At 65.9% G+C, this 24667-nt stretch carries 17 protein-coding genes and 3 pseudogenes; 13 read left to right on the forward strand and 7 right to left on the reverse strand.

Features of this window, described 5'->3' with window-relative positions; all coding sequences use genetic code 11:
- From ACLP4W_RS01240 to ACLP4W_RS01285, 10 genes and pseudogenes are all read left to right on the forward strand, one after another.
- On the forward strand, nucleotides 1-435 hold a 435-nt coding region (locus ACLP4W_RS01240), incomplete at its 5' end, for a CoA-transferase (protein WP_442383332.1).
- Complete coding sequence (locus ACLP4W_RS01245) at nucleotides 432-2027, forward strand: carboxyl transferase domain-containing protein (RefSeq protein ID WP_442383334.1); 1596 nt, start codon at nucleotides 432-434, stop codon at nucleotides 2025-2027. The genes ACLP4W_RS01240 and ACLP4W_RS01245, both read left to right, overlap by 4 nt.
- 5 nt (nucleotides 2028-2032) lie before the next feature.
- Nucleotides 2033-4042, forward strand: coding sequence for an acetyl/propionyl/methylcrotonyl-CoA carboxylase subunit alpha (locus ACLP4W_RS01250; protein ID WP_442383336.1), 2010 nt, complete (start codon nucleotides 2033-2035; stop codon nucleotides 4040-4042).
- Nucleotides 4039-5205 carry an acyl-CoA dehydrogenase family protein gene (locus tag ACLP4W_RS01255; protein ID WP_442383338.1) on the forward strand — a complete coding sequence of 389 codons (1167 nt, stop codon included), beginning with the start codon at nucleotides 4039-4041 and terminating at the stop codon, nucleotides 5203-5205. Before ACLP4W_RS01250 ends, ACLP4W_RS01255 begins: the two co-directional genes overlap by 4 nt.
- On the forward strand, nucleotides 5202-5717 hold the full coding sequence (locus tag ACLP4W_RS01260) for a MaoC family dehydratase (RefSeq protein ID WP_442383340.1): 516 nt from the start codon (nucleotides 5202-5204) through the stop codon (nucleotides 5715-5717). The genes ACLP4W_RS01255 and ACLP4W_RS01260 overlap by 4 nt, the downstream gene beginning before the upstream one ends.
- On the forward strand, nucleotides 5714-6532 hold the full coding sequence (locus ACLP4W_RS01265; RefSeq protein WP_442383342.1) for an HpcH/HpaI aldolase/citrate lyase family protein: 819 nt from the start codon (nucleotides 5714-5716) through the stop codon (nucleotides 6530-6532). Before ACLP4W_RS01260 ends, ACLP4W_RS01265 begins: the two co-directional genes overlap by 4 nt.
- Nucleotides 6533-6811: 279 nt before the next feature.
- Nucleotides 6812-7902: pseudogene (gene pdhA / locus ACLP4W_RS01270) on the forward strand (pyruvate dehydrogenase (acetyl-transferring) E1 component subunit alpha).
- 10 nt (nucleotides 7903-7912) lie between these two features.
- Nucleotides 7913-8976 (forward strand): annotated as a pseudogene (bkdB, locus tag ACLP4W_RS01275) (3-methyl-2-oxobutanoate dehydrogenase subunit beta).
- Nucleotides 8973-10160: a dihydrolipoamide acetyltransferase family protein gene (locus tag ACLP4W_RS01280; protein ID WP_442383344.1), complete on the forward strand. Its 1188-nt coding sequence runs from the start codon at nucleotides 8973-8975 to the stop codon at nucleotides 10158-10160. Before bkdB ends, ACLP4W_RS01280 begins: the two are co-directional and overlap by 4 nt.
- Before the next feature lie 145 nt (nucleotides 10161-10305).
- Entirely contained in the window at nucleotides 10306-11205 is a 900-nt protein-coding gene (locus tag ACLP4W_RS01285) for a bile acid:sodium symporter family protein (RefSeq protein WP_442383346.1), read from the forward strand.
- Between the two features lie 7 nt (nucleotides 11206-11212).
- Here the strand turns inward: ACLP4W_RS01285 and ACLP4W_RS01290 are convergent, their stop codons facing one another.
- Both ACLP4W_RS01290 and ACLP4W_RS01295 read right to left on the reverse strand, forming a co-directional pair.
- On the reverse strand, nucleotides 11213-11983 hold the full coding sequence (locus ACLP4W_RS01290; RefSeq protein WP_442383348.1) for an enoyl-CoA hydratase: 771 nt from the start codon (nucleotides 11981-11983) through the stop codon (nucleotides 11213-11215).
- Between the two features lie 711 nt (nucleotides 11984-12694).
- The gene (locus ACLP4W_RS01295) at nucleotides 12695-13123 is read right to left on the reverse strand and encodes a nitroreductase/quinone reductase family protein (RefSeq protein WP_442383350.1); all 429 of its coding nucleotides are present in this window, start codon (nucleotides 13121-13123) and stop codon (nucleotides 12695-12697) included.
- A 138-nt stretch (nucleotides 13124-13261) separates the two neighbouring features.
- Between ACLP4W_RS01295 and ACLP4W_RS01300 the strand changes: the two genes are divergently transcribed.
- Nucleotides 13262-13870 (forward strand): TetR/AcrR family transcriptional regulator, encoded by a 609-nt coding sequence (locus ACLP4W_RS01300; protein WP_442383352.1) that lies wholly within the window; start codon nucleotides 13262-13264, stop codon nucleotides 13868-13870.
- A 321-nt stretch (nucleotides 13871-14191) separates the two neighbouring features.
- Here the strand turns inward: ACLP4W_RS01300 and ACLP4W_RS01305 are convergent, their stop codons facing one another.
- Nucleotides 14192-14608, reverse strand: coding sequence for a hypothetical protein (locus tag ACLP4W_RS01305; protein ID WP_442383354.1), 417 nt, complete (start codon nucleotides 14606-14608; stop codon nucleotides 14192-14194).
- A 148-nt stretch (nucleotides 14609-14756) separates the two neighbouring features.
- Here ACLP4W_RS01305 and ACLP4W_RS01310 point away from each other — a divergent pair.
- Nucleotides 14757-14880: pseudogene (locus ACLP4W_RS01310) on the forward strand (epoxide hydrolase N-terminal domain-containing protein); the annotation flags it as partial.
- A 28-nt stretch (nucleotides 14881-14908) separates the two neighbouring features.
- On the opposite strand, the gene ACLP4W_RS01315 reads toward ACLP4W_RS01310, so the two are convergent.
- From ACLP4W_RS01315 to ACLP4W_RS01325, 3 genes are all read right to left on the reverse strand, one after another.
- A complete protein-coding gene (locus ACLP4W_RS01315) occupies nucleotides 14909-15598 on the reverse strand; it encodes a cutinase family protein (protein ID WP_442383356.1) in 690 nt (229 codons plus the stop codon).
- Nucleotides 15599-15663: 65 nt separating this feature from the next.
- Nucleotides 15664-16605: an aldo/keto reductase gene (locus ACLP4W_RS01320; RefSeq protein ID WP_442383358.1), complete on the reverse strand. Its 942-nt coding sequence runs from the start codon at nucleotides 16603-16605 to the stop codon at nucleotides 15664-15666.
- A 238-nt stretch (nucleotides 16606-16843) separates the two neighbouring features.
- Complete coding sequence (locus ACLP4W_RS01325) at nucleotides 16844-19630, reverse strand: helix-turn-helix transcriptional regulator (protein WP_442383360.1); 2787 nt, start codon at nucleotides 19628-19630, stop codon at nucleotides 16844-16846.
- Nucleotides 19631-19798: 168 nt separating this feature from the next.
- Here ACLP4W_RS01325 and ACLP4W_RS01330 point away from each other — a divergent pair, with 168 nt between their 5' ends.
- A complete protein-coding gene (locus ACLP4W_RS01330; protein ID WP_442383362.1) occupies nucleotides 19799-22594 on the forward strand; it encodes a BREX system ATP-binding domain-containing protein in 2796 nt (931 codons plus the stop codon).
- Between the two features lie 85 nt (nucleotides 22595-22679).
- Here the strand turns inward: ACLP4W_RS01330 and ACLP4W_RS01335 are convergent, their stop codons facing one another.
- Nucleotides 22680-24263, reverse strand: coding sequence for a PE family protein (locus tag ACLP4W_RS01335; RefSeq protein WP_442383364.1), 1584 nt, complete (start codon nucleotides 24261-24263; stop codon nucleotides 22680-22682).
- Nucleotides 24264-24667: the final 404 nt, after the last annotated feature.

Here is a 24667-nt window from a genome sequence, read left to right on the forward strand (position 1 = left end):
ACCGTCACCACGCTGCCGGGCGCGGCGTTCTTCGGCTCCTCGGCCTCATTCGGCATCATCCGCGGCGGACACCTCGACGTCGCGGTGCTTGGGGCCATGCAGGTCTCGGCCACCGGCGACCTTGCCAACTGGATGATCCCCGGAAAGATGGTCAAGGGTATGGGTGGCGCGATGGACCTGGTGCACGGCGCCCGCAAGGTGATCGTGATGATGGAACACACCACCAGGGACGGCAGCCCGAAAGTCGTTGAGCGGTGCACGCTGCCATTGACCGGCGTCGGCTGTGTGGACCGCATTATCACCGATCTCGCCGTTATCGACGTCTGCGACGACGGTTTGCACCTGGTCGAGACCGCCCCCGAGGTCTGCGTCGATGAGGTGCTCGCAAAAACCGAGCCGCCCCTTGTGCTGGCGACAACCGGGAGGCAGTCATGAGTATGTCCGTGACAAGCCCTGTTCAGGCGCCGTCGTTCGCCGACGAGCACCGCCGGCTGGTTGGGGAGCTGAACGCCAGGCTCGCGGCCGCGGCTTTGGGCGGCAACGAACGCGCGCGGGAGCGTCACGTGAGCCGTGGAAAGCTGTTGCCGCGCGAACGGGTGGATCGGCTGCTCGATCCGGGCAGCCCGTTTCTGGAGCTGGCTCCGCTGGCCGCGGGCGGTATGTACGGCGACGAGTCGCCGGGGGCGGGGATCATCACCGGGATCGGCCGGGTGTCGGAACGCGAGTGCGTGATCGTCGCCAACGACGCGACGGTCAAGGGCGGCACCTACTATCCGATGACGGTCAAGAAGCACCTGCGCGCGCAGGAAGTCGCGTTGCAGAACCGGTTGCCATGCATCTACCTGGTGGACTCCGGCGGCGCCTTTCTGCCGCGGCAAGACGAGGTGTTTCCCGACCGCGAGCATTTCGGACGGATCTTCTACAACCAGGCGACCATGAGCGCCAAAGGCATTCCGCAGGTGGCCGCGGTGCTGGGTTCATGCACGGCGGGCGGCGCCTATGTGCCGGCGATGAGCGACGAGGCCGTGATCGTCCGCGAGCAGGGCACGATTTTTCTGGGCGGCCCGCCGCTGGTCAAGGCCGCCACCGGGGAGATCGTCACGGCCGAAGAGCTGGGCGGCGGCGACCTGCACTCGCGCGTCTCCGGTGTCACCGACCACCTCGCCGACGACGACGAGCACGCGTTGCGGATCGTCCGCTCGATCGCGGCCACCTTCGGCCCGCGCGAGCCCACTCAGTGGGAGGTGCGACGTCCTGTCGAGCCCAAGCACGCGCAGACGGAGCTCTACGATGTCGTCCCGCCGGATCCACGGATGCCCTACGACGTGCACGAGGTCATCGTGCGGCTGGTCGACGGCGGCGAATTCAGCGAATTCAAGGCCAACTACGGCAAGACGCTGGTGACCGCATTCGCGCGTATCCACGGCCACCCCGTCGGAATTGTCGCCAACAACGGTGTGTTGTTCAGCGAATCCGCGCTCAAGGGAGCGCATTTCATCGAACTGTGCGACAAGCGCAGGATCCCGCTGCTGTTTCTGCAGAACATCGCGGGCTTCATGGTCGGGCGCGACTACGAGGCCGGTGGCATCGCCAAGCATGGCGCCAAGATGGTCACCGCCGTGGCCTGCGCCCGGGTGCCGAAGCTGACGGTCGTGATTGGCGGATCCTATGGCGCGGGCAACTATTCGATGTGCGGCCGGGCCTATTCGCCGCGCTTCCTGTGGATGTGGCCCAACGCCCGCATCTCGGTGATGGGCGGCGAGCAGGCCGCGTCGGTGCTGGCTACGGTGCGCGGTGAGCAGCTTGCCGCGTCGGGCAAGCCATGGTCGGCCGAAGAGGAGGAGGCGTTCAAGGCTCCCATCCGTGAGCAGTACGAGGACCAGGGCAACCCGTACTACTCGACGGCCCGCCTGTGGGATGACGGCATCATCGACCCGGCAGACACCAGAATGTTTGTCGGCCTTGCCCTTTCGGTGTGCGCACATGCGCCGCTGGAACCGGTCTCCTACGGCGTCTTTCGGATGTGATGAGCATGTTCGACACCGTATTAGTGGCCAACCGCGGCGAGATCGCGGTGCGGGTGATCCGGACCCTGCGCCGGCTGGGCATCCGGTCAGTCGCCGTCTACAGCGACCCCGACGCCACCGCGCGGCATGTGCTCGAGGCTGACACCGCCGTCCGGCTGGGACCCGCTGCGGCGCGCGAGAGCTATCTGAACATCGCTCGCGTGCTTGATGCGGCGGCACGCACCGATTCTCAGGCGATCCACCCGGGTTACGGGTTCCTTTCCGAGAAAGCCGATTTCGCCGCCGCATGCGAACGCGCCGGGGTGGTGTTCTTGGGGCCGCCGGCAGGGGCGATACAGGTGATGGGGGACAAGATAACCGCCAAGAACGCGGTCGCCGCCTTCGACGTGCCCGTGATGCCCGGTGTCGCGAAGCCGGGGCTGACCGACGACGAGCTCGCCGCGGCCGCCGAAGAGATCGGCTATCCGGTGTTGATCAAACCGTCGGCGGGCGGCGGCGGCAAGGGCATGCGGCTGGTGGAAGATCCGGCCCGGCTGCCCGAGGCACTGGTGAGTGCGCGCCGGGAGGCCGCCTCATCGTTCGGCAACGACACGCTGTTTCTGGAGCGATTCGTGTTGCAGCCCAGGCATATCGAGGTGCAGGTGCTCGCCGACACCCATGGCAACGTGCTGCATCTGGGCGAGCGTGAGTGCAGCCTGCAGCGGCGCCACCAGAAGGTCATCGAGGAGGCGCCCTCGCCGCTGCTTGACCCCCGGACCCGCGCGCGGATCGGGGCGGCGGCCTGTAACACCGCCCGCAGCGTCGACTACGTCGGTGCGGGAACGGTCGAGTTCATCGTCTCGGCCGACCGGCCCGACGAATTCTTCTTCATGGAGATGAATACCCGCCTGCAGGTGGAACATCCGGTTACCGAGGCGGTCACCGGCCTGGACCTGGTGGAGTGGCAGCTGCGGGTTGCGGCCGGCGAGAAGCTGGCGTTCGCCCAGGACGATATCGAACTGCGCGGGCACGCGATCGAGGCCCGGGTGTACGCGGAGGACCCGGCACGGGGATTTCTGCCCACCGGCGGTCGCGTGCTGCAGGTGTTCGAACCGTCCGGTGCCGGCGTGCGGGTGGACTCGTCGCTGCGGGCCGGCACGCTGGTCGGCAGCGACTACGATCCGATGCTGAGCAAAGTGATCACGCACGGGACCGACCGTGATGACGCGCTCGCGAAACTCGACCGGGCACTGGCGCAGACCGCGGTCCTCGGCGTGCAGACCAACGTCGAATTCCTCCGGTTCCTGCTGGCCGACGAGCGGGTGCGTGCGGGCGACCTGGACACCGCGCTGCTGGACGAGCGGCTGGCGGACTTCGCGCCGCTGGCGGCGCCCGACGATGTGCTCGCTGCCGGCGGTCTCTACCGTCAGTGGGCCCTGGCTTTCGGGGCCCGCCGAGCCCGGGGCAACCCGTGGGCCGCGCCGACCGGATGGCGCGCCGGCGGTGGCGCGGCACCGGTCCGCACCGCGATGCGCACCCCGCTGCGCAACGAGGCGGTGTCAGTGTGGGGGCCGCCCGAGGCCGCCAAAGTACAGGTCGGTGAAGGTGAGATCCGGTCCGCCAGTGCGCAAGTCCACCGCGCTCAGATGAGCGTGACGCTGGACGGGTTGCGACGCGAATACCTGTGGGCCGAGGCCAATCGGCACCTATGGATCGCCGACGAACGGGGAACCTGGCACCTGCGTGAGGCCGAGGAACACAAGATTCACCGCGCGGCGGGCCCGCGGCAGGCCGAGATTCTCAGCCCCATGCCCGGCAGCGTCATCGCTGTACAGGTCACTTCCGGCGCCCAGGTTTCCGAGGGCGAAGTGGTGGTGGTCGTGGAGGCGATGAAGATGGAACACTCCTTGGCCGCACCGATTTCGGGACAAGTGGACGTGTTGGTCTCCGTCGGCGACCAAGTGACGGTGGACCAGGCGCTGGCCCGACTGATCCCAGACTCCGAAGAATCCGCAGCAAGCAAGGACGAGACATGACCGCATCCATTACGGCAGGGACGTTACCCAAGGAATACCAAGATCTTCGCGACACGGTCGCCGACTTCGCGCGCACCGTGGTCGCGCCGGTGTCGGCCAAACACGATGAGGAGCACAGCTTCCCGTACGAAGTCGTCGCCAAGATGGGCGAGATGGGATTGTTCGGTTTGCCGTTCCCGGAGGAGTACGGCGGCATGGGCGGTGACTACTTCGCCCTCGCGCTGGCGCTCGAGGAGCTCGGCAAGGTCGACCAATCGGTGGCGATCACGCTCGAGGCGGGCGCTGGCCTCGGCGCGATGCCCATCTATCGGTTCGGCACCGAGGAGCAGAAGCAAAAGTGGCTGCCGGACCTCACGGCCGGCCGGGCGCTCGCCGGGTTCGGGCTGACCGAACCGGGAGCCGGCACCGACGCCGGCGGCACTCGCACCACCGCCCGGCTCGAGGATGGCGAGTGGGTGATCAATGGCACCAAGCAATTCATCACCAACTCGGGCACCGACATCACCTCACTGGTCACCGTCACCGCGGTCACCGGAAGTATCGCGGGTGGCAAGAAAGAGATCTCGACGATCATCGTGCCCAGCGGCACAACGGGATTCACCGTCGAACCGGTCTACAACAAGGTCGGATGGAATGCGTCGGACACGCACCCGCTGACCTTCGCCGACGCCCGCGTCCCGGAGGACAATCTATTGGGCGCCCGCGGCACCGGCTATGCAAACTTCTTGTCGATTCTGGACGAGGGCCGCATCGCGATCGCTGCGTTGGCCACCGGGGCCGCGCAGGGCTGCGTCGACGAGAGTGTCAAATATGCCAAGGAACGCCAGACGTTCGGCCAGCCGATCGGCTCCTATCAGGCGATCAGCTTCAAGATCGCGCGGATGGAAGCCCGCGCACACGTCGCCCGCACGGCGTACTACGAAGCGGCCGCGAAGATGCTGGCGGGCAAGCCATTCAAGAAGGAAGCAGCGATCGCCAAGTTGATCGCGTCGGAGGCGGCGATGGACAACGCCCGCGACGCCACCCAGATCCATGGCGGATACGGCTTCATGAATGAGTATCCGGTGGCGCGACATTACCGCGACAGCAAGATCCTCGAGATCGGTGAGGGCACAACCGAGGTGCAACTGATGCTCATCGCGCGATCGCTAGGGCTGTCGTGACCGACCGGACTGGCAAGTCGATTGTCCAGCGGGGCTTGTGGTTCGAGGAGTTCGAGATCGGCACGACATACCTGCACCGGCCCGGTCGCACGGTCACCGAGGCCGACAACGTGTTGTTCACTACGCTGACCATGAACACCCAGTCGCTGCACCTCGATGCGGCGTGGGCTGCGCAGCAGCCGGGTTTTCGCGGCGAACGGCTGGTGAACTCCATGTTCACCCTTTCGACGCTGGTGGGGCTGTCGGTTGCGCAGCTGACGCTGGGCACCATCGTGGCCAACCTCGGCTTTTCCGAAGTGTCGTTCCCCAAGCCGGTTTTTCATGGCGACACCCTGTACGCGGAGACCGTTTGCACCGGCAAGCGCGAGTCGAAGAGCCGGCCCGGCGAGGGCATCGTCACCCTCGAGCACACCGGGCGCAACCAGCACGGCGACGTGGTCGCGCGGGCCGTGCGCACCACTCTGGTTCAGAAGCGGCCCGCCCCCGAAGCCAACCCAGAGGAGTCCCGATGAACTTGCGTGCCGCCGGTCCGGGGTGGCTGTTCTGCCCGGCCGACCGCCCCGAGCGTTTCGCCAAGGCGGCCGCGGCCGCCGATGTGGTGATCGTTGACCTCGAGGACGGTGTGGCCGAAGCGGATAAGCCGGCCGCCCGCAAGGCGCTGCGGGAGACCCCGCTAGACCCTGAGCGCACCGTGGTTCGGATCAACGCGGCCGGCACCGATGAGCAGGCCCGCGACTTGGACGCGCTGGCCGAAACCGCTTACACGACGGTGATGCTTTCCAAGACCGAATCGGCCGCGCAGGTGAGCGCGCTCGCGCCGCGCGACGTCATCGCGCTCGTGGAGACCCCGCGGGGTGCGGTGTTCGCCACCGAAATCGCCGCGGCCCACGGCACGGTGGCGATGATGTGGGGTGCCGAGGATCTGGTCGCCACCCTCGGCGGCAGCTCCAGCCGGCTGCCCGACGGCAGCTATCGGGACGTTGCCCGCCACGTGCGTTCGGCGACTCTGCTCGCGGCGTCCGCATTCGGCCGGATCGCGCTTGACGCCGTGCATCTGGATATCCGCGACATCGAGGGGTTGCGGGTGGAGGCCAACGATGCCGTCGCGGTGGGCTTCGACGGGACCGTCTGCATCCACCCGACCCAGATCCCGGTGGTGCGCGCGGCGTATCGCCCCAGCGAGGAGAAGCTGGACTGGGCGCGGCGGGTATTGGCGGCGGCGCAGACCGAGCGCGGGGTGTTCGCATTCGAGGGACGGATGGTCGACTCGCCGGTGCTCAAGCACGCGGAAATGATGCTGCGGCGGGCGGGGGAGCGCTCCGGGTGACCGCCTCGGTCACCCAGCCAAGTTGCTAGCCGACCGTTGTTCGGCGGGCGCACGGTGATGGTGACGCCGCCCGACCCGGCCAGGCTCGGATTGGTGCGACACGTTTTCGACTCGGCCGCGATCTACGCGGTGACTTCGCATTTGAGCGCATAATGGGAGTTGCGCCAGTGTCGCGGCGAGCGGAGCCTTTCGTGCAGCTGGCGATCGACTTCGGCTCGCGGTAGGTCCCGGCTGAGATTTTGCTGTGGCACAGGTGACCGCTCGAGCGAGGGAGGCGGTATGGCGGAGGTTTCTTCGGCGCCGCCGACTGTTGACCTCGAGCCGGTGCAACTTGTGGCCGCGGATGGCACGCCGACGCCCGAACGCCGCTACAGCCGTGACCTTCCCGCGGAGACACTGTGCTGGCTCTACGAGATGATGGTGGTCACCAGGGGGCTGGACGCCGAGTTCGTCAACCTGAAGCGCCAAGGTCAACTGGCGCTTTTCGCCTCCTGCCGTGGTCAGGAAGCCGCCCAGGTGGGCGCCGCCGCCTGCCTGCGCAAGACCGACTGGCTGTTTCCCCAATATCGTGAGCTGGGCGCTTATCTGGTGCGCGGCATCCCGCCCGGACATGTCGGCGCCGCGTGGCGCGGAACGTGGCACGGCGGTCTGGATTTCACCAAGAAGTGCTGCGCCCCGATGTCGATTGCGATCGGCACCCAGACCCTGCATGCCGTCGGCGCGGCGATGGCCGCGCAACGCCTTGGCGAAGAGTCGGTGACGGTGGCCTTCCTCGGGGACGGCGCCACCAGCGAGGGCGACGTACACGAGGCGCTGAATTTCGCGGCCGTGTTCAAAACGCCCTGCGTGTTCTACGTGCAGAACAACCAGTGGGCGATCTCGGTGCCGATACACAAACAGACCGCCGCACCTTCCATCGCGCACAAGGCGATTGGCTACGGGATGCCCGGAATCCGGGTGGACGGCAACGACGTGCTGGCGTGCTATGCGGTGATGGGCGAGGCCGCCGCCCGGGCCCGCAACGGCGGCGGCCCGACGTTGATCGAAGCGGTCACGTATCGGCTCGGCCCGCATACCACCTCCGACGATCCGACTCGATACCGGACGCAGGACGAAGTAGACCGCTGGGCGGCGCTGGACCCGATCCCGCGTTACCGCACTTACCTGCAGGGCCAGGGTGTGTGGTCGGAACGCTTGGAGGAAAGGATCGCCCCCGGTCGAAGCGAATGCGGACCGAGCTGCGCGACGCGGTTTTCGACGCGCCCGATTTCGACGTCGACGAGGTGTTCACCACTGTGTACGCGGAGATCACGCCCGGATTGCAGGCGCAGCGCCAACAGCTGCGGGCCGAACTGGCCCGGAATGACTGAGGGGGCGTGAATGACCCAGCTCGCTGATCCTCCGGCCGGCGCGGACGACACGCTCACAGAGGCGGTCGCCCCAAAGGAAGATGTCGCGCTCGGCGCGCAGCCGCTGACCATGGTGCAGGCGCTCAACCGCGCCCTGCACGACGCGATGGCCGCCGACGATCGGGTCCTGGTGTTCGGCGAAGACGTCTCGGTCGAGGGCGGAGTGTTCCGGGTAACCGAAGGACTCGCCGAAACATTCGGCGAGGATCGATGCTTCGATACGCCGCTGGCGGAGTCCGCCATAATCGGGATCGCGGTGGGGTTGGCACTGCGCGGCTTTGTGCCGGTCCCCGAGATCCAGTTCGACGGATTCTCCTATCCGGCTTTCGATCAGGTGGTCAGCCATCTGGCGAAGTACCGCACCCGCACCCGCGGCGAGATCAACATGCCGGTTACGGTCCGGATTCCATCGTTCGGCGGTATCGGTGCGGCCGAACATCATTCGGACTCCACCGAGTCCTACTGGGCGCACACCGCCGGCTTGAAGGTGGTTGTTCCGTCCAGCCCGACCGACGCCTATTGGCTGCTTCGCCACGCGATCGCCTGCCCGGACCCGGTGATGTACTTGGAGCCGAAGCGGCGCTACCAGGGTCGTGGCATGGTCGATACCAGTCGGCCCGAACCGCCCATCGGGCAGGCCATGGTGCGCCGTCCCGGCACCGACGTGACCGTTGTGACCTACGGCAGCCTGGTCGGTACCGCCGTGGCCACCGCGGAAGAGGCGCAGCGCCAACGTGGTTGGAGCCTTGACGTCATCGATCTACGATCGCTGGTCCCATTGGACTTCGATACCATCGCCGTGTCGATCCATCGGACCGGGCGTTGTGTGGTGTTGCACGAAGGGCCGCGCAGCCTGGGCTATGGAGCCGGTTTGGCCGCACGCATCCAGGAAGAGATGTTCTACGAGCTGGAGGCGCCGGTATTGCGCGCCTGCGGTTTGATACTCCTTACCCGCCGGCACGGTTGGAGAGATTGTGGCTACCCGGTCCCGACCGGCTGCTGGACTGCGTCGAGCGCGCGATGGAGCTGCCGTGAGTGCGGATCCTTCTCAAGAGCGGGTCAAGCCGTTCCGCGTCCCCGATCTCGGCGAGGGACTCCAAGAGGTGACGGTGTCATGCTGGCACGTCGCCGTCGGCGATGACGTCGAGCTCAACCAGATCCTGTGCTCGGTGGAGACTGCCAAGGCCGAGGTGGAAATCCCCAGCCCGTACGCCGGCCGGATCGTCGAAACGCACGGCGCCGAAGGCGATGTGCTCAACGTGGGTGCGGTGCTGGTCCGCATCGACACGGCACCGCTGAACGGCCATGTACGGGTGACGAACGGCGAGGCCGCGGTGCCCACGCTGGTCGGCTACGGCGCCGACGCGGACATCGACATCAGCCGGCGGAGCGGTCGGCCGCTCGCCGCCCCACCGGTGCGCAAGCTGGCCAAGGAGCTGATGGTCGACCTCTCTTCGCTACAACGCGACGCGGGCGAAGTGATCACGCGCGCGGACGTGCTGGCGGCTGCCCAGGCAGCCGGAGTTGGGCCCGGCATTCGACCCGTCCGCGGCGTACAAGCCCGGATGGCCGAGAAGATGATGTTGTCCCACAGGGAGATCCCGGCCGCCAAAGTCAGCGTGGAAGTCGATTGCACCGCGCTGCTTCGGCTCCGCGACCGGTTCCGTTCCGAACATCAGGAGATCACGCCGTTCGTACTTACGCTGCGGTTTCTGGTCATTTCGCTGGGCCGCAACACAGTTCTCAACTCCACCTGGGTCGACTCACCCGAAGGCCCCCAGGTGCACGTCCACCGCGACGTGCATCTGGGGTTCGGCGTGGCGACCAAACGTGGGCTGTTGGTGCCGGTGATCACCGACGCGCAGAACAAGACCACACGCGAACTGGCCGGCCGGAGCGCCGAATTGATCACCGGTGCGCGTGAGGGCACCCTCACGCCCGCCGAGCTGCGGGGCTCGACGTTCACAGTGTCGAACTTCGGGGCGCTGGGCGCGGACGACGGCGTGCCGGTGATCAACCATCCCGAAGCGGCCATCCTGGGTATGGGAGCGATCAAGCCGCGCCCGGTGGCCGTCGGCGACGAGGTGGTGGTGCGTCCGACGATGACGCTGACGTGTGTGTTCGACCACCGGGTGGCCGACGGGGCCCAGGCGGCCCAGTTCGTCTGCGAGCTGAGGGACCTGATCGAGGCGCCGGAGAGTGCGCTTTTGGACCTGTAGCGGGCGTCTGCTGACTTGATGTGCGCCCACAAACGCGGGCTGCGCCTTGCCGCTGTGTAAGGCAAGCTAACTACTCGTTGCATCATTTCGTCGCCTTTGGCCGCTCGACTCCGACGGCGTCTGCGCGCTAACACCCTGGAGCGTCATGGACAACCGGTACTTTCCGCTCGTCATCGTGGTGATCATGCTCGCTCTCGGGCTGACGCTCACGGTTGCCGACTTCAAGCGGGCTGCCACATTGCGACGCCCGCTATTGGTCGCACTTATCTGCCAGTCTTTGGTCCTGCCGACGCTGTGCCTGTTGATTGCCGAAGCCTTTCATCTGGAGCCGAATCTGGCGATCGGGCTCATGCTGATGGCCGCTACTCCCGGCGGGACGATGGCGAACATACTCAGTCACCTGGTCAATGGGGACCTGGCGCTCAATCTGACGCTGACCGCGATCAACGCCGTGCTGTCGATCTTTGCCCTGCCGGCGATATTGGCGGTATCGATAACCTGGTTCCGCGGTGAAGGACGTTTTATCCCGCTACAACCTGACAAGTTCGTAGCGGTGTTCGGATTTGTGCTCATACCCATCGCGATTGGCATCGCGATACGCCACCGATTCCCTGAGCTGGCCCGGCGACTTCAGAAACCAGTCAGAATTGTCGCCCTGGTGCTGCTGGCAGCGGTCATCCTCTTGTCGATCGTCAAGGGGCACACGACGCTGTGGAACAACCTTGGCATGCTGACCGCGGCAGTCGTGTGCTTCTGCGCCGTTAGCCTGACGGTCGGCTATCTGGTGCCACGCCGGATGCATCTCGCGCCACGGCAGGCCATCGCCATCAGCTTGGAAATCGGAATGCACAACGCCGCGGTGGCGCTGGGCATCGCGCTGAGCCCCCAACTACTGAACAGCGCCGAAATGGCTATCCCACCCGCAATTTACGGTGCTGTCGCACCCTTCATTGCCCTGACATTCGTTTTCACCGTGCGCCGCCTGGACCGTTCGTTCCGTGATGTCTCCCGCGCCGACACCGCCGTGAATGAACAACCTGCTTAGCAGGATGCTACCTGCGTTGTGCTGCGGCTAATCTGCTGGCGAATTCCGGTGATTGGATGGAGTACGCCTGCGGGCCAAGCTCCGTGCGCATCGCCAACTGGTGTTGCTCGCTATCGAGTGATCCCGGGTTGGCTGTGGCGCGCATGGTGGCTTTGGTCGCCAGCACAACCTCGCGGGGAGCGGCCGCGGGCCCCGCGGCCAGCTCCAGAGCCGCGGCGACGGGGTCGTCGGCAACGCTGAGCGCCAACCCGTACCGCACGGCGGATTCGGCGTCGAAACGCATTCCGAACAACAAGGCCGCACGTGCTACCTGTGGCCCCACCGCGCGCTGCAGCATCCAAGTCGCACCCCCGCCGGGATGGAGTCCCAATTTCTGAAAGCGGGCGTCGAACAACGCGCCACGCCCGGCGATACGCACATCGGCGGCCAACGCCAGGTTCAGGCCCGCACCGACCGCCGCCCCATTGACCGCAGCGATCGTGGGCAACCGGCAATTGCCGACCGCCATGAAGCCGTCGTAGATTCGCTGCAGTCCGGCCTCCGCCGCTCCGCCGCCCGCGGCGCCCAGCGCGCTGAGGTCGGCCCCGGCGCAGAATGCCTTGCCCGCCCCGGTGACCACCACGGCGTGCACATCCGGATCGGCTTCGGCTTGCTCCACGGCGGCGCGCAGCCGCGCCGACATCTCCTCGGTGAGGGCGTTGCGCCGATCGGGGTCGTTGACGGTGATGAGCGCGACGTGATCGTCGACGCTGAACAAGACGGGGCCGGATTGGGCCATCGGGCACCTCCGCGGTGTCGGGTTTGCTGGCGGCTTCGGGCGCCGACGTGTGGCTGATGCCGGGCTTGCTGATAGCACGGCCGTTAAGCCATCTGGTCACGTCAGAGTACTTCTGGCCACACGCGAAAGCGCTAGGGCGTCCCGGTTTCGCGGGCCTGGAGATTGAACCGCTCGCCGTCCGCTTTTAGCATCCATTCGTTGGGCCGCGTCGCCGCGCGCAATTGGTCCCGCGATCCGTCCCATGGCCGCTACCGGAAACGTCGTAAGCACCTGTTCGGGTGCAACAGCTGACTGCACGACTGGCCGGTTGGTCCAGGCATGTTCAGCCCACATGCTTCAGGGTGTAGTGAGCATTCGTCCGTTTTGGGTCATCTGCGAGCCTGTTCACCTCTTGACGGATCGGATCGACACCACCGCCTAACACGCCGGGGCACCCATCGGGGCACCGAACTTCCCACCACGTGTCCGTCTGGTGCGGCGGCCACGCCGCTAGCTGCCCGCCTCTCGGCCGGTAGCCGATCTGGTCTGAAAATTTCAAAAGATTACCGACGTGATGTTGTGCCGGGCAGAAGAGCGACACATCGATCCCAAGGTGCTCTGTTTCGTTCATGGCTGCCATTCTCCGCATGCCGACAAGCCACCAAAATTGGTGTTCCTCCCCTACGGGGCTCCCGCGGCCAACTGCTCCCGGAATGTTGGCATCCCGTTTCCCTAGTCGGTGAAGTCGATCCGAACGGACACGGGAGTCGTTTCCAGCGCCTTTACCATCTTGGCTCCCAGGCGTCCGAACTTGCGGCCGCGTGCGACGACATCGTCGTCTGGCCTGAATGTCGCGACTCCGGCGCGCCATCGATTGCCCTGTCGCATGCGGATATTCGGGTTGTCGGCGATATTTCTGCCCCAACCGGAGCGGGTGCCATGCTGGCTGATCACCCACGCCCCGTTGTTGTCGAATTGGGCCGACACGGGGACGCGGCGTACCTGGCCGGTCTTGCGGCCGACGGTCTCCAGTTCGGTGGCCATCGCGGTGCGCACCCCCAGTCTGCTCAACCCCTTCACCGCCGGGTTGAGCAAATAGCGTCCGAGCGCACGTTCTCTGCGGAACTTTCGCAGCGACTTGTCCTGGTTGGTGCTCGTCATGGCTGTCTCCGTAGTCGTGTTCGGCCCGTTTTGTTGAAGGGGCGAGTCCTGTGGAAAGGCTAGTAGACCGATCGGTATAGTTCAACCCTGAATGTTCTGAATGTTCGAGAGCCGGGCGAAGTCGGAAGGCGGTAGAAGATGTCCGCGCGGGATGCTCTCATCGCCAGCGTCACGGGGTTGGTGCGACGGCGGGGGGTCGCCGGAACTGGCCTCAACGCGCTCCTGGAGGACAGCGGAGTCGCCCGCAGAACCGTCTACCTGAATTTTCCCGGCGGCAAAGCGGAACTCGTTGCTGAAGCCACCCGCCTCGCAGGAGAGGCGTTGACCACGGTGATCCGGTCGGCCGACGACGGGGGCGATCCCGCACGGGCGGTCCAGACTTTCATCGATGAATGGAAGGCGCAGCTGAGTGCAACTCAGATGCAAGCAGGCTGCCCGATTGTGGCAGCCATCCTCGGTCGTTCGGAAGCGCCGGCGGCCGCGCAGGCGGCTTCCGAGGCCGTTGCTGAGTGGCAGGCGATCCTCGCCGATCGGCTGGTCAGGTCCGGTGTCGATCGTGACAGCGCACGCTCGTTGGCGGCCTTGACCGTCGCCGCCATCGAAGGCGCCGTCATCCTTGCGCTCGCGACGCAGTCGACGGCTGCGCTCGACGATGTCGGGCGCCACTTGATCGAAGTCATCAAGCTGCACCTGCCCGCCACGCACGGTGGCATTCGTACGCCCAGTGGCCGCGTTCCACTCGCCTGACGACCGCTGGCTGACATCTAGCGGGTCATACACGTTGAAAAGTGCCCCCGGCACGACTCGAACGTACGACCTGGGGATCACCAATCGGCATGTCTCGTAATGCGCCCGATCTTGGTTGTCTTCCCACGTGCTGCAACATGTTTAGAGCTAATTCGGCTTGGCCGAGACCCGGCTGATTAATGTCGAATCGTGGCCATTGGAGATGAATAAGCGATGACCGCATTCCCGGCATCGCGAACAAAGGTGCAGTACTTGACACCTCGCGGCGCGGTCCCTGCCGCGCGGGGAACCCCTATGTCTGAGGCGAAATGCCGAGGTGGACTATTCGTGTGATACGGGGGTCTCGGGCTCCATGTCGTAGGAGCTTTGGATCTGGTCGGGGCGGCGGCCGAGCCCGTCCGTGGTCTTCTTGTGCCACGGCGCCTCGATAAGACTCTTTGTCTCCTCGATCATCGACTTGGGCTCGAGGTTGCGATAGCTGTCGACCTCGCCGGCGGCCACGGCGGTCATGGTGGCGTACACGGGCTCGGGGTCGTACTGCGCACGGGGGAACGCCAGCTCGGAGTAGTCGAAAAGCCTCTGGGACGGGTCGTCCTCCCAGCTCTTGTAGGTCTGAAACATGCGGTCATTGAAACCGGTCAGAAAGGGCCCGGGGGCGTCAAAACCTTTCGCGGCGAGTCGCATGGCGACCTCATGCCCGAATCCGGTACCAGCGCCGGTGATCAATACCCTCTTCATCTGGTCTCCTCTTTGGTCGGGTTAGGACGGGCGGCGAGTTCGTGTCCAAAGCGCGAGGCCCGGCAGACCTGGGTGGTCGTCTCAGCCCGAGGCCAGTATCTCTGATGACCAGTACTTCAACGAGACGAGATATGAACGCGCATCGCGGAGGCTCAACCGATTTGACCAATTCGTCACCGAAATCGAGGGGCTCGACATCGGTTTCGTCCACCGATGGTCCCGGCACCAGGGACGCTTTCCCGCTGCTGATCACCGACGGCGGTCCAGGTGCCCACCGACAAGTCGTCCACGGCACGTGCGTTAGAGATGGCTCGCCACGAAAGTCGCGGCCTGACTGGGCATCCCGGACTGCTTATAGGATAGGTGCGCCGCGGAGAAGATCTCGTCATGCGAAGGCAGCGCCAGGGGCCCGCCCGGAGTGCAAATCGGATCGCTGGGCGCACACAAGTCAATGGCCTTCGCCCCGTACCACGGGCTGACCTCGCTCATCGGCGCCCCCAGATACCTGTCCGACGGATTCCCGAAGGTGGCGACCGCAGCGACGTGATCAGCCTGGTCCGCCGTTAGCGTCGCGGGGATCAAGCCCGCAATCGGTACCCGGGCGATGGTGATCAGATCTATCACCATCGCGCCCAGGGAATATCCACCGAGCACCAGCCCGGTGTTGGGACAGTTCGCAACCATGGACACAACGTGAGCGTTCGCATCGACGGCGCCGGCTGATGCGGAAGGGGCGAAATCTTCGCCGGCGGGGTAGTTGACCGGATACACCCCGACGGACCGACCCCCAACTTGCGAGCGCAGTGAATCAATAAATGCCTGTCCGACCCCACCAACACCAGGTGGCTCGTTGGTGCCGCGGGCGAACGTCACCTCGACGTCGGGGCAGGGAGCAGCGGACGCGGAGGGAATGGGGATCAATGCGCTCAGCGTCGCCCAGGTCGTCACCACCGCGGCACCCAGAACAGTTGCGAATTGGCGTGCGTTCACGTTCCAATGCTCACATATCGCGACCGAAGCGTGCCGCCCGAGTGGCGCGGCCCGCTGATTTCAGTTCATCCGGGCCGGGGAATGAATCCGGGTACGCCGCTTTTTACCACCGTGTTGAACCTGACGTTCGCGGTGATGCGATACCGGATGTCCCGCATAGCATCTTCGGGAAGGGCAGAAATCTCGTAGTTCTCCTGGATGCGTTGAGGTTTGGTCGAGGTGGTGAGGAAGGCAGTGCCACGCTGTACCGCCCAGGAGAGAAGCACTTGAGCTGGTGACATGTGCAGACGGTCTGCGATTGCTGTAATCACCGGGTCGTCCACGATTTTTGGTTCCATCGAATGTCCCAACGGGGCGAACGCCAGCAGCACGATCCCATGCTCGCGACAGAAGTCGAGTAGTTCCCATTCCGGTAGATACGGATGCGATTCGACCTGCACTACGGCCGGCTTGATCCGCGCCACCGCGACTATCTCGCGCAGCTTGTCCAAGGAGATATCCGATAGGCCGATCGACCTGCAGGGACCATCGTCGACGAGGCGCTCCAGCGCCCCCCAGGTCTCCGCTAACGTGACCCCTTCGTCGTAGATCACGCGACCGTGCTCGTCTCGCGGATCCTGATCGTCACCGGGCTGAAACGCATAGGGCGTATGGATCAAATAGCAATCGACATAGTCGACTTGCAATCGGCGGCGGCTCGCATCGAACGCGGGCCTGACCCGCTCTGGACGATGATTGGTGTTCCACAGCTTCGTGGTGACGAACATGTCCTCCCGCTGAACGGTCCCCGCCTCGAACGCTTCGCGCATCGCAGCACCCACCGCTTCTTCATTGCCGTAGCGTTCTGCGCAATCGAAATGCCGGAAACCCACTCCCAGTGCGGTCTTGACGGCCTGCTTGGTCTCGACAAGATCCGGAATCAGCGTGCCAAATCCGATGGCGGGGATCGCACCAGATCCGTGGGTCAGTTGAATTCTTGAATGACGAAGCTCTTCAGATGTGCTCATGCTCGAAACCCCTTGCCGTATGAACCGGCCGGGGCGTCCAAGATCGCGCATTCGCGGTCCCGACCATGCAAGCGTGGCGACGAGGGCCGCAAAGTTGGAAATCTCGTCAACCCACCATCCCGGCTGCCCATCTCTTGGAGCGGCCACAGATTACTTGGTCAAACTGCATTCCAACAGGGCCCCATCGGATCGTCACACAGGGTTTACCAGTGCACCCCGGTAGGGGGTTTCGTGCCGCCTACGACGCCTTGGCGCCCGACGATGACGGGCCCTCGATGAGGCTGCTCAACTCGGCGCGCGACCGGATGCCCAGCTTGGCGAATGTGTTGCGCAGGTGGGAGTTCACTGTGTGTGGCGACAGACAAAGTCGTTGCGCTACTGCGCGATTCGTAGCGCCGGCAGCGACGAGATGGGCGACCTTTAGCTCGCTGTCAGTGAGGCTGTCCACCCCGGTCTGCGGGCGTGGCCTGCCCACCACCCGCCGTGAAACCCCGTGTTCGCGCAGGATCTGGCCGACGCGACGGGCGTCGGCGATGGCACCGCAGCGCAGGTACGTGTCGAAGGCGACGCTGAGCTGGTCGATGCCCTCCCAGGCGCGATTGGTACACACAAGTTCCGTGCCGGCGTCCTCGGCGGCCGCGGCGTACAGCAGCGGCCGTGACAAGTCGCTCAGCGATTCGGCCGCGGCGACCAGTGCGTCGGGATCGCTTTCGAGGATGGCCCGCGCGTGTTGGGCGACCGCGTTGAACAACGGCGCCCCAGGTTGTTCTCGGGTGAGCAGCTGCGCTGCGTGCAGCACCCGCGCGCGCAGCCCGGCGTCACCGGCGTCGGCCGCGACCCGAGCGGCAAGAACGACGTGATCGAGGTCGACGGCCCAGACGGGAGTCTGTAGCAATGTGAAGTCGTCGGTGAGCCATCGCTGCGCCTCCTGGGTGTCGCCGCGCTGCCAAGCCGCATGAGCAAGAGCCGCCATACCCTCCCGGCGGTGGGCGGGCCCTCCCGCCGTGTAGGCGTCACGGGCATGGATAGCGACCTCACGCGACAGTGAGCGGTCGTCGGTGTGTACTGCCACCCGGGCAAGGGTCATCAGGCCAATTCGGCCCCCAATGCGCGTCCAGGTCATTCGCTCCCGCTGGGGAAGCGACTCGACGGCGGCCCGCGCCGTGTCCAACCGCCCGGCGGACAGATCGATCAGCGCCTGTATTTGAGTGAGCAGCTGAACCGCCATCTCGTTGCGTTGTGCGCGAGCCAGCCGCAAGCTCTCGGACACAATCGTCGTGGCCTCGTGGAGCATGCCGAGCGTGACAAGAACAATGGCGCAGTTCACCGCTGCGAAGTGCTGCACGGCGGCGGGGTCCGCGCACCGCGTCAGGGCGGCTAGGCGCTCGAGGGATTCCTCGGTGCGCCCGGAGTACCCGTCGGCGCAGTTCGCAAGGGCCAGTGATACCTCGGCGAGCACGGTGGTCAGCAAGTCATCGGTCGACGTCGCGGCTTCCTGCGCGTCGTTGACGGCACGGCGGACATCGCCGGTCTGGCCGTCCATCGCAAGGTTGTAGGCCAGCCAGCCAAGATGCCGTGCCCTGGTGAGGTCACCGATGCTGGCCAGCTCCAGGGCCCGCCGGTTTTCCGCTGCGCGTTGGCCGGCTGGATGCGGCGACAGCATGGACAATCCAAGCCGAACGTCGGCCTCTTCTTGAGGCGAAAGGCTCTCGGAAAGCGTTGCGGCGGCCAGTTGTTGTGCCTCGCCGTGACGCATGGCCTGGTTGAGTAGCACGACGGTTTCGGCGACCAACGGCCCGCGCGCCCGATGCTGCCACGGCAGCAATTGCAAGGCCCGTTTGCTGATGTCGGCTGCGGTGGACGGATCGGAGGCCGCAAGCGATTGCGCGGCTTGCCGCAGCGCGCGGATCGCTGCCCTGTCGCCGACTTCGGCGCTGCGTGCGAGTTGGGTTGCCACCTCCGCCGGCGCCGCACCCCCTTCCAGGAGAACGGTCACGACGTCACGTTCCATTGCTCGTCGCAACGTTTGCGGCAATGTTTGCCGGGTGGCTCGTCGCAGCAGATCATGCCGAAATCGCAGCCGGTCGCCGTCCTCGGCCAGCAGATCAGCGCGCACTGCCTCCTCCACGGCCGAGATCAGCCCAATCGGGCGGCGTTCGAGCAGCTCGGCCAGCAACCCCGCCGAAAAGCTGTCGGGCAGAACGGCAGCCACCTGCACCACCCGGCGCGCATCCGCCGACAGGCGGCCCAAGAGTTCTTGCATGGTGGCGATGAGCCGCCGTGGCAGCTCCGGTCCCGTGACGCTGGCACGCCCGCCCGTGATACTGATCCTGTCCTCTTCTTGTAGCCCCTGAAGAAGCTCCATCACCAGAAATGGGTTGCCGTGTGCCTTGCCCGCCAGACTCAGCAGCGACGCATCCGGTTCCGCGCGCAAGACGTCGGCGACGATGTCTCCAACCGCGGTCGGCCCGACGGCGCCCAACCTCAATACCCGGGCGCCGTCACGTTCGAGCGAGTTGATCGTCGTGGCGACGTCCGGTCCCCCGGCGCCAGTGCGGGCGGCGAGCACCCATGACACCGGGGCGCTGGCGAGGCCCGCAGCCAATGACCGCACGGCCAGCACAGTCGCGTGGTCAGCCCAGTGCAGGTCGTCGATCACGATTTGGATTGGGGTCTGCGCTGCCGCCGCACTGATCGCGGCCTGCAACTCGTTCACCACCAAGTAGCGCGAGTCGACGGAGTCAAGGCGGGGCAGCGCCGCGGCGTGCCCGATCGGTGGATCCGCCTGCAGGGTCGCCATGAGCAATGGCGAAAACGGGACCGTCTGCTGATACTCGAAGCCCTGCCCGAACAAAGGGCGCACGCGCTGGTCGGCGCGCGCGTTGAATTCCTCGAGGAGCCGGGTTTTCCCAATACCCGGTGGGCCCTCGACGACGACGACACCGCCGCGGCCCCCCGCGAGCGCCCCGCCAAGCTCTCGCGCGACCTTGAGTTCTTCATCGCGACCGCGGATTGGCGTCGTCACGAGCGACCGCCGCTGAACATTATGGGCATCCTCCAGATGAACGGCCCCCCGGCGAATGCCGTCCAGTATGGTGACGCGCGGTTAGCCTTCGAGTCCGCCAATGGCCAGTCGTTATGACTGGTCCGCGGTGTAGCGTGCACCTATGCGATCGGGGGCCCTGATCCGGCAATGTGCGCCGTCGGGCTGATTGGGCGGGACGCCGAAACGCGGGCGCTCGCCGAGTTTGTCGACGATGTCGGGTCGGGTCGGAGCCGAGTTCTGGTGGTGCGCGGCGAATGCGGCCTGGGTAAAACGGCGCTGCTGAACTGGGTCGTCGAGCATGCCGGCGACTGCCAGGTGCTGCGTGCCGGTGGAGTCGAGGCGGAGATGGAGCTGGCCTTTGCAGGCCTGCATCAGCTACTCGCGCCAATCCTGTCTCGGCTCGACAACCTCCCGTCGCCGCAGCGTGACGCGTTGCAAATGGCCTTCGGCTTCCGCGTCGGGGCGGTTCCGGATCGGTTGTTCATCGCTCTGGCCGTGCTGAGCCTGCTTGCCGACACCGCAAAGCAGCAGCCGCTGATTTGCCTCATCGATGACGAGCAATGGCTGGATCGCGCGTCAGCGCAAGCGCTGACCTTTGTCGCGCGTCGCCTGGGCGACGAGTCCGTGGGTCTGATCTTTGCCACCCAGGTCGCTACCGCGGAACTGTCCGGATTGCCCGAACTACACCTCGATGGCCTCAGCAACGCCGACGCCCACGCACTGCTGGACCGGGCTCTGACCGCGCCGCTTGATCCGGCGATGCGGGAGCGGTTCGTCAACGAAACGCGCGGCAACCCGCTGGCGCTGTCGGAGCTGCCGCGCAGCGTGACGCCCGCCGAGCTGGCGGGCGGGTTTGCGGCGCCGGCTGTGATGCCGATGTCGGACCGTCTCGAGGACAGCTTCCGGCGGCGCCTCGACGCGTTGCCGTCGGCGACCCGGCGGCTAGTGCTGCTGGCGGCCGCCGATCCGGTTGGCGAGCCGTCGTTGCTATGGAACGCCGGAGCTCGGCTCGGGATCGATGCGCGGGCCGCAGCACCTGCGATGGAGGCCGGGCTGATCCACTTTGGCACCCGGGTGCAGTTCTTTCATCCGCTTGTTCGCTCCGCGGCATACCGGTCGGCGTTGGTGGCTGATAAACAGGACGCACACCGTGCGTTGGCCGAGGCCACCGACCCGCGGTTAGATCCTGACCGGCGGGCCTGGCATCGCGCTCAAGCCGCGGCCGGCCCCGACGAGACCGTCGCCGCGGAACTCGAGGGCTCCGCCGACCGGGCCCTGGCACGCGGAGGAGTGGCCGCTGCGGCGGCGTTTCTGGAACTTGCGGCGATGCTGACACCGGCGCCGGATCGTCGCGCGGCGCGGATGCTGGCCGCGGCGAAGGCCAAGCGCGACGCCGGCGCACTCGACGCCGCGCTCGGGCTGTTGGTCGCGGTCGAGACCGGACCTCTCGACGCGCTGCAAACCGCGCAGGTCGAGTACCTGCGAGGGGAGATCGCCTTCGACCAATGGCACGTACGCGAGGCGGCTCAATTGCTGCGAAGCGCGGCCGGGCGTTTTGAATCGTTGTGCGCCGAGTCATCCCGCGAGGTCCGTTTGCGGGCACTCGATGCCGCGATGTGGCTGGCAGGTCCCGACGGTCCGGACAAGAGCAGCATCCTCGAAACGGCCGCCGCCGCCCGTGCCGGCCCCCCGAGCCCGCAGCCGCCGCGGGCCGTCGACGTGCTGCTGGACGCGTTCGTCGCCCTATTCACCGATGGCTATGCGGCTGCAGCGCCGCTGCTTAATCGCGCGATCGAAATGCTGCTCGCCGCGGACGTGGAGGCCGGCCGGCTCGACAGCTGGTTGCCCATCACCCGCTCCAAGATCAGGGCCGCCCTCGCCGCCGAGGTGTGGGACGCCGAATCCTGGTATGCCCTGGCGCTGCGCGAGACACAGTTCGCCCGAACGACTGGCGCCCCGATCCAACTGCAGCTCGCGCTGCACTACCTTGCCTGGACGCTCTTGCTGCGCGGTGAATTCGGGAAAGCGGCGTCGGTGATCGACGAGGATTTCGCCGCCGCGGCCGCGACGGGCAACCCTCCGCTGAGATTTGGCACATTGCTGCTTGCCGCCTGGCGCGGCGAGCGCGAGAAGGCGCGCGAATTGATCGAGGAGACCACGGCATCCGCGGAGGCCGAGGGGAATTGCAGGGCCGCCGATTTGGCCGCCTACGCACGCTCGGTGCTCGACAACGGACTCGGCCGCCACGCTGATGCGCTGGCGGCCGTCAAGCCGGTATTCGACCACGACCACGCGGGGTTAGGGGCCCTCGTCGTCCCCGAGCTGGTCGAGGCAGCGTCGCGCACGGACAACGTCGAACTCCTTGCCGCCGCGCGTGACTGGATGGCGGTGCGCGCGAAGGCGACTCCTACCCCGTGGGCGCTGGGCATCGACTCGCGCATCCGCGCGCTGTCGAGCGACGGCGCTGTGGCAGAGAGTCTTTACCGCGAATCGCTCGAATATCTCGGTCGTACCCCGATTGTCGTTGAGCGTGCCCGTGGGCATCTGATCTACGGCGAATGGTTGCGGCGCCAGAATAGGCGCGTCGACGCCCGCGCCCAGCTGCGGGTGGCCGAGGAAATGTTCTCGGCCATGGGAGCCGACGGGTTCGCCGACCGAGCCCGACGCGAGCTGCTGGCCACCGGCGAATCGGCCCGTAAGCGCTCCGCCAAGACCGGCGACACCGGCGTCGACCTCACCCCACAGGAGCTGCAGGTCGCGCGGCTGGCACGGGAGGGCTTGTCGAACAACGAGATCGGCGTGCAGCTGTTCATCAGCCCCCGCACCGTTCAGTACCACCTGCGCAAGGTGTTCGCCAAGCTCGGCATCCGCTCCCGCGGGGAGCTTGCGCACGTTTTGCCCGGCCCGGGCGGTGCCGCTGCGCGGCTCGAGCCCAGCGCTTAAGTATCGAAGCAGACGTGAAGATGAAGGCCGCCCGGGTGCTCGCCTGGGCGGCCTTCAGCTGGCTCTGGAAAATGCGGTGCCTACATTACAGAGTAAGCGGGATGACGGGAGGCGGCGGGCCGCCCAGTGCTGCCGCGAGGTCGGCGGGCAGGTAGGTCAGCAGGCCGGGAAGAAGGCCGCCAATGGGCGTACCGGTGACCAAGCCCTGGAACCCGAACTCGGAAAGTCCCGGAACGGTGGCGGTGTATTCAGTCGCGGGAACGAGAAGTCCGTCCATGGGAATATTGATCGTGACGGGCAGCCCCGTTACGTCGATTGACAGGGGCAACGTCGATTGGCCGTTGAGGAAGCCGTTGGCCACGGCGGCGGGAGCATCCAGGACTGCGGCGGTGGCGCCCACCACGTTGCCGGTTTGCACCGCATTGACAAACGTTGTCGCGCTGGACCCCAGCGCGTTGAGCGCGTTGAGCGGAGCGCCGAGCGCCTCGATGCCCAACACCAGTGGCAGCCCCGCGGTGGTGTTTATATTTATTCCGAAGCCGGGGGGCGCAAGGAAACTCGCGGTTGACGTCAAGGATGTGTCGGTGACCGTGTTGACCAGGTTGGTGAAGTTCTGCGACATCTGCGCAGGAAGGGAACCGGCGGGCAACATGTTGGTGAAGTTCTGCGCCATCTGTCCGGGGATCGACAGAATGGGTAGTAGGTCGCCTAACGTGCCTGTCGGCGTGACGCTTATGACGTTCGTGCCGGTGACGTTGTAGCTCGCGATGAACAGGTGGGAAAAGCCCGACCCAATGGCGCTCTCCGCACCGGTGATGTTGCCCGCCGCAAGATCCTGGAAGGCGGTTTGGAAGCTGGTCGGCAGGCCTTGCAGCCCGGTAGTGAAGTCGTGGGCGGCGGCCTGAAGTGACGTAGAGATCGTCTGCGCGTAGCCGATCTGGTGGTTGATGAACAACTGCGCGAGAGCTGCCGGGTTGGCAGCCGAAAGGGCCTGGGCGGCTTGGATATTCATCGGCAAATTGGCCAACTCGGCAGGCAAGTTCTGGACGGTGCTTTGGAACCCGGTGCCGATCGCCTGGGCGTAACCGAGCTGGTTGATCTGGTGCATCAAAGGCGCCGGGTTGGCCGAGATCGCAGTTTCTAGGCTTTGCCAGTTGGCACCTGTAGTCGAGAAGAGCGTTTGGTATGGCGCGGCGACAGTGGCGCCGAAGGAGTTAACGTCGTTGATCAGGCCCGGCACCCCGCCCGTCTCAAGCGCCGCAAATCCAGTCTGAAAGCCCGTGATGGACTGTGAAAGCGAGCTTGCTACTGCGCTTTCGGCCTGAGCAACCGCTCCCGCCGCGCCACCACCGAACGACGGAGCCGACGCAGCCAGCGTCTGCTCGGCGTTGGCGGCCTCGGTGCTGAGATAGGCACCCGCACCAGAGTTCAACAAGCCCACGAACTGCTCATGAAACGCCGAAGCCCGGGCGGCGAGGGCTTGAAATTGCTGGCCGTGGTCGCCGAACAATGCCGCAATCGCGGCCGACACCTCGTCAGCAGCGGCAGGCGCCAGTCCGATCGTAGGAGCCGCGGCGGCACTCGTGGCCTCGCTCAGCGACGAGCCGATGCCCGCCAAGTCCTGGGCCGCCGCCTCGACATACTCCGGCGCGATGGTGACAAACGACATCTCCGTGTTCCTTTCTCGGCACCCCGGCTTCCGAATGGCGGCACGCCAGCGAAGCTGATGCGGCGAGGTGCAAATGACGCAGTCCGGCTGGGGTGCCGGCTTGCTAACAACGGTGAGTGTTCGATGTACCGCCGGGCCATCGCACGAACTGGTGATCTTTAAGCCATGGTCATGCGATGCCTAAGGAAGCGTCGGTGGAACGTGGGGCAGATTGCCCCCACGGCCTCGCGGCTGCTGACCGGGTGCCGGTTGTTTCCTCACTCCACGCAAGCGGTCGTGATCAGCCGACGCCTCAACGCATCTCACCCGCGGTGCCGCAACATCGCCCCGTTCTAACCGGCCTCGATGCGGTCCTGGCGTAAGCGTTGTTCGAGGCCCCTCCGGCTGCTATACAGGGTGCACGG

It is taken from the genome of Mycobacterium sp. (assembly GCF_052145595.1).
Lineage (GTDB): Bacteria > Actinomycetota > Actinomycetes > Mycobacteriales > Mycobacteriaceae > Mycobacterium.

Bases quoted from the DNA above. Each gene is read 5' to 3' on its own strand.
- ACLP4W_RS01245 (WP_442383334.1), top strand. From the start codon at position 432: ATGAGTATGTCCGTGACAAGCCCTGTTCAGGCGCCGTCGTTCGCCGAC.
- ACLP4W_RS01250 (WP_442383336.1), top strand. From the start codon at position 2,033: ATGTTCGACACCGTATTAGTGGCCAACCGCGGCGAGATCGCGGTGCGG.
- ACLP4W_RS01255 (WP_442383338.1), top strand. From the start codon at position 4,039: ATGACCGCATCCATTACGGCAGGGACGTTACCCAAGGAATACCAAGAT.
- ACLP4W_RS01265 (WP_442383342.1), top strand. From the start codon at position 5,714: ATGAACTTGCGTGCCGCCGGTCCGGGGTGGCTGTTCTGCCCGGCCGAC.
- ACLP4W_RS01285 (WP_442383346.1), top strand. From the start codon at position 10,306: ATGGACAACCGGTACTTTCCGCTCGTCATCGTGGTGATCATGCTCGCT.
- ACLP4W_RS01290 (WP_442383348.1), bottom strand. From the start codon at position 11,983: ATGGCCCAATCCGGCCCCGTCTTGTTCAGCGTCGACGATCACGTCGCG.
- ACLP4W_RS01295 (WP_442383350.1), bottom strand. From the start codon at position 13,123: ATGACGAGCACCAACCAGGACAAGTCGCTGCGAAAGTTCCGCAGAGAA.
- ACLP4W_RS01300 (WP_442383352.1), top strand. From the start codon at position 13,262: ATGTCCGCGCGGGATGCTCTCATCGCCAGCGTCACGGGGTTGGTGCGA.
- ACLP4W_RS01305 (WP_442383354.1), bottom strand. From the start codon at position 14,608: ATGAAGAGGGTATTGATCACCGGCGCTGGTACCGGATTCGGGCATGAG.
- ACLP4W_RS01320 (WP_442383358.1), bottom strand. From the start codon at position 16,605: ATGAGCACATCTGAAGAGCTTCGTCATTCAAGAATTCAACTGACCCAC.
- ACLP4W_RS01330 (WP_442383362.1), top strand. From the start codon at position 19,799: ATGTGCGCCGTCGGGCTGATTGGGCGGGACGCCGAAACGCGGGCGCTC.
- ACLP4W_RS01335 (WP_442383364.1), bottom strand. From the start codon at position 24,263: ATGTCGTTTGTCACCATCGCGCCGGAGTATGTCGAGGCGGCGGCCCAG.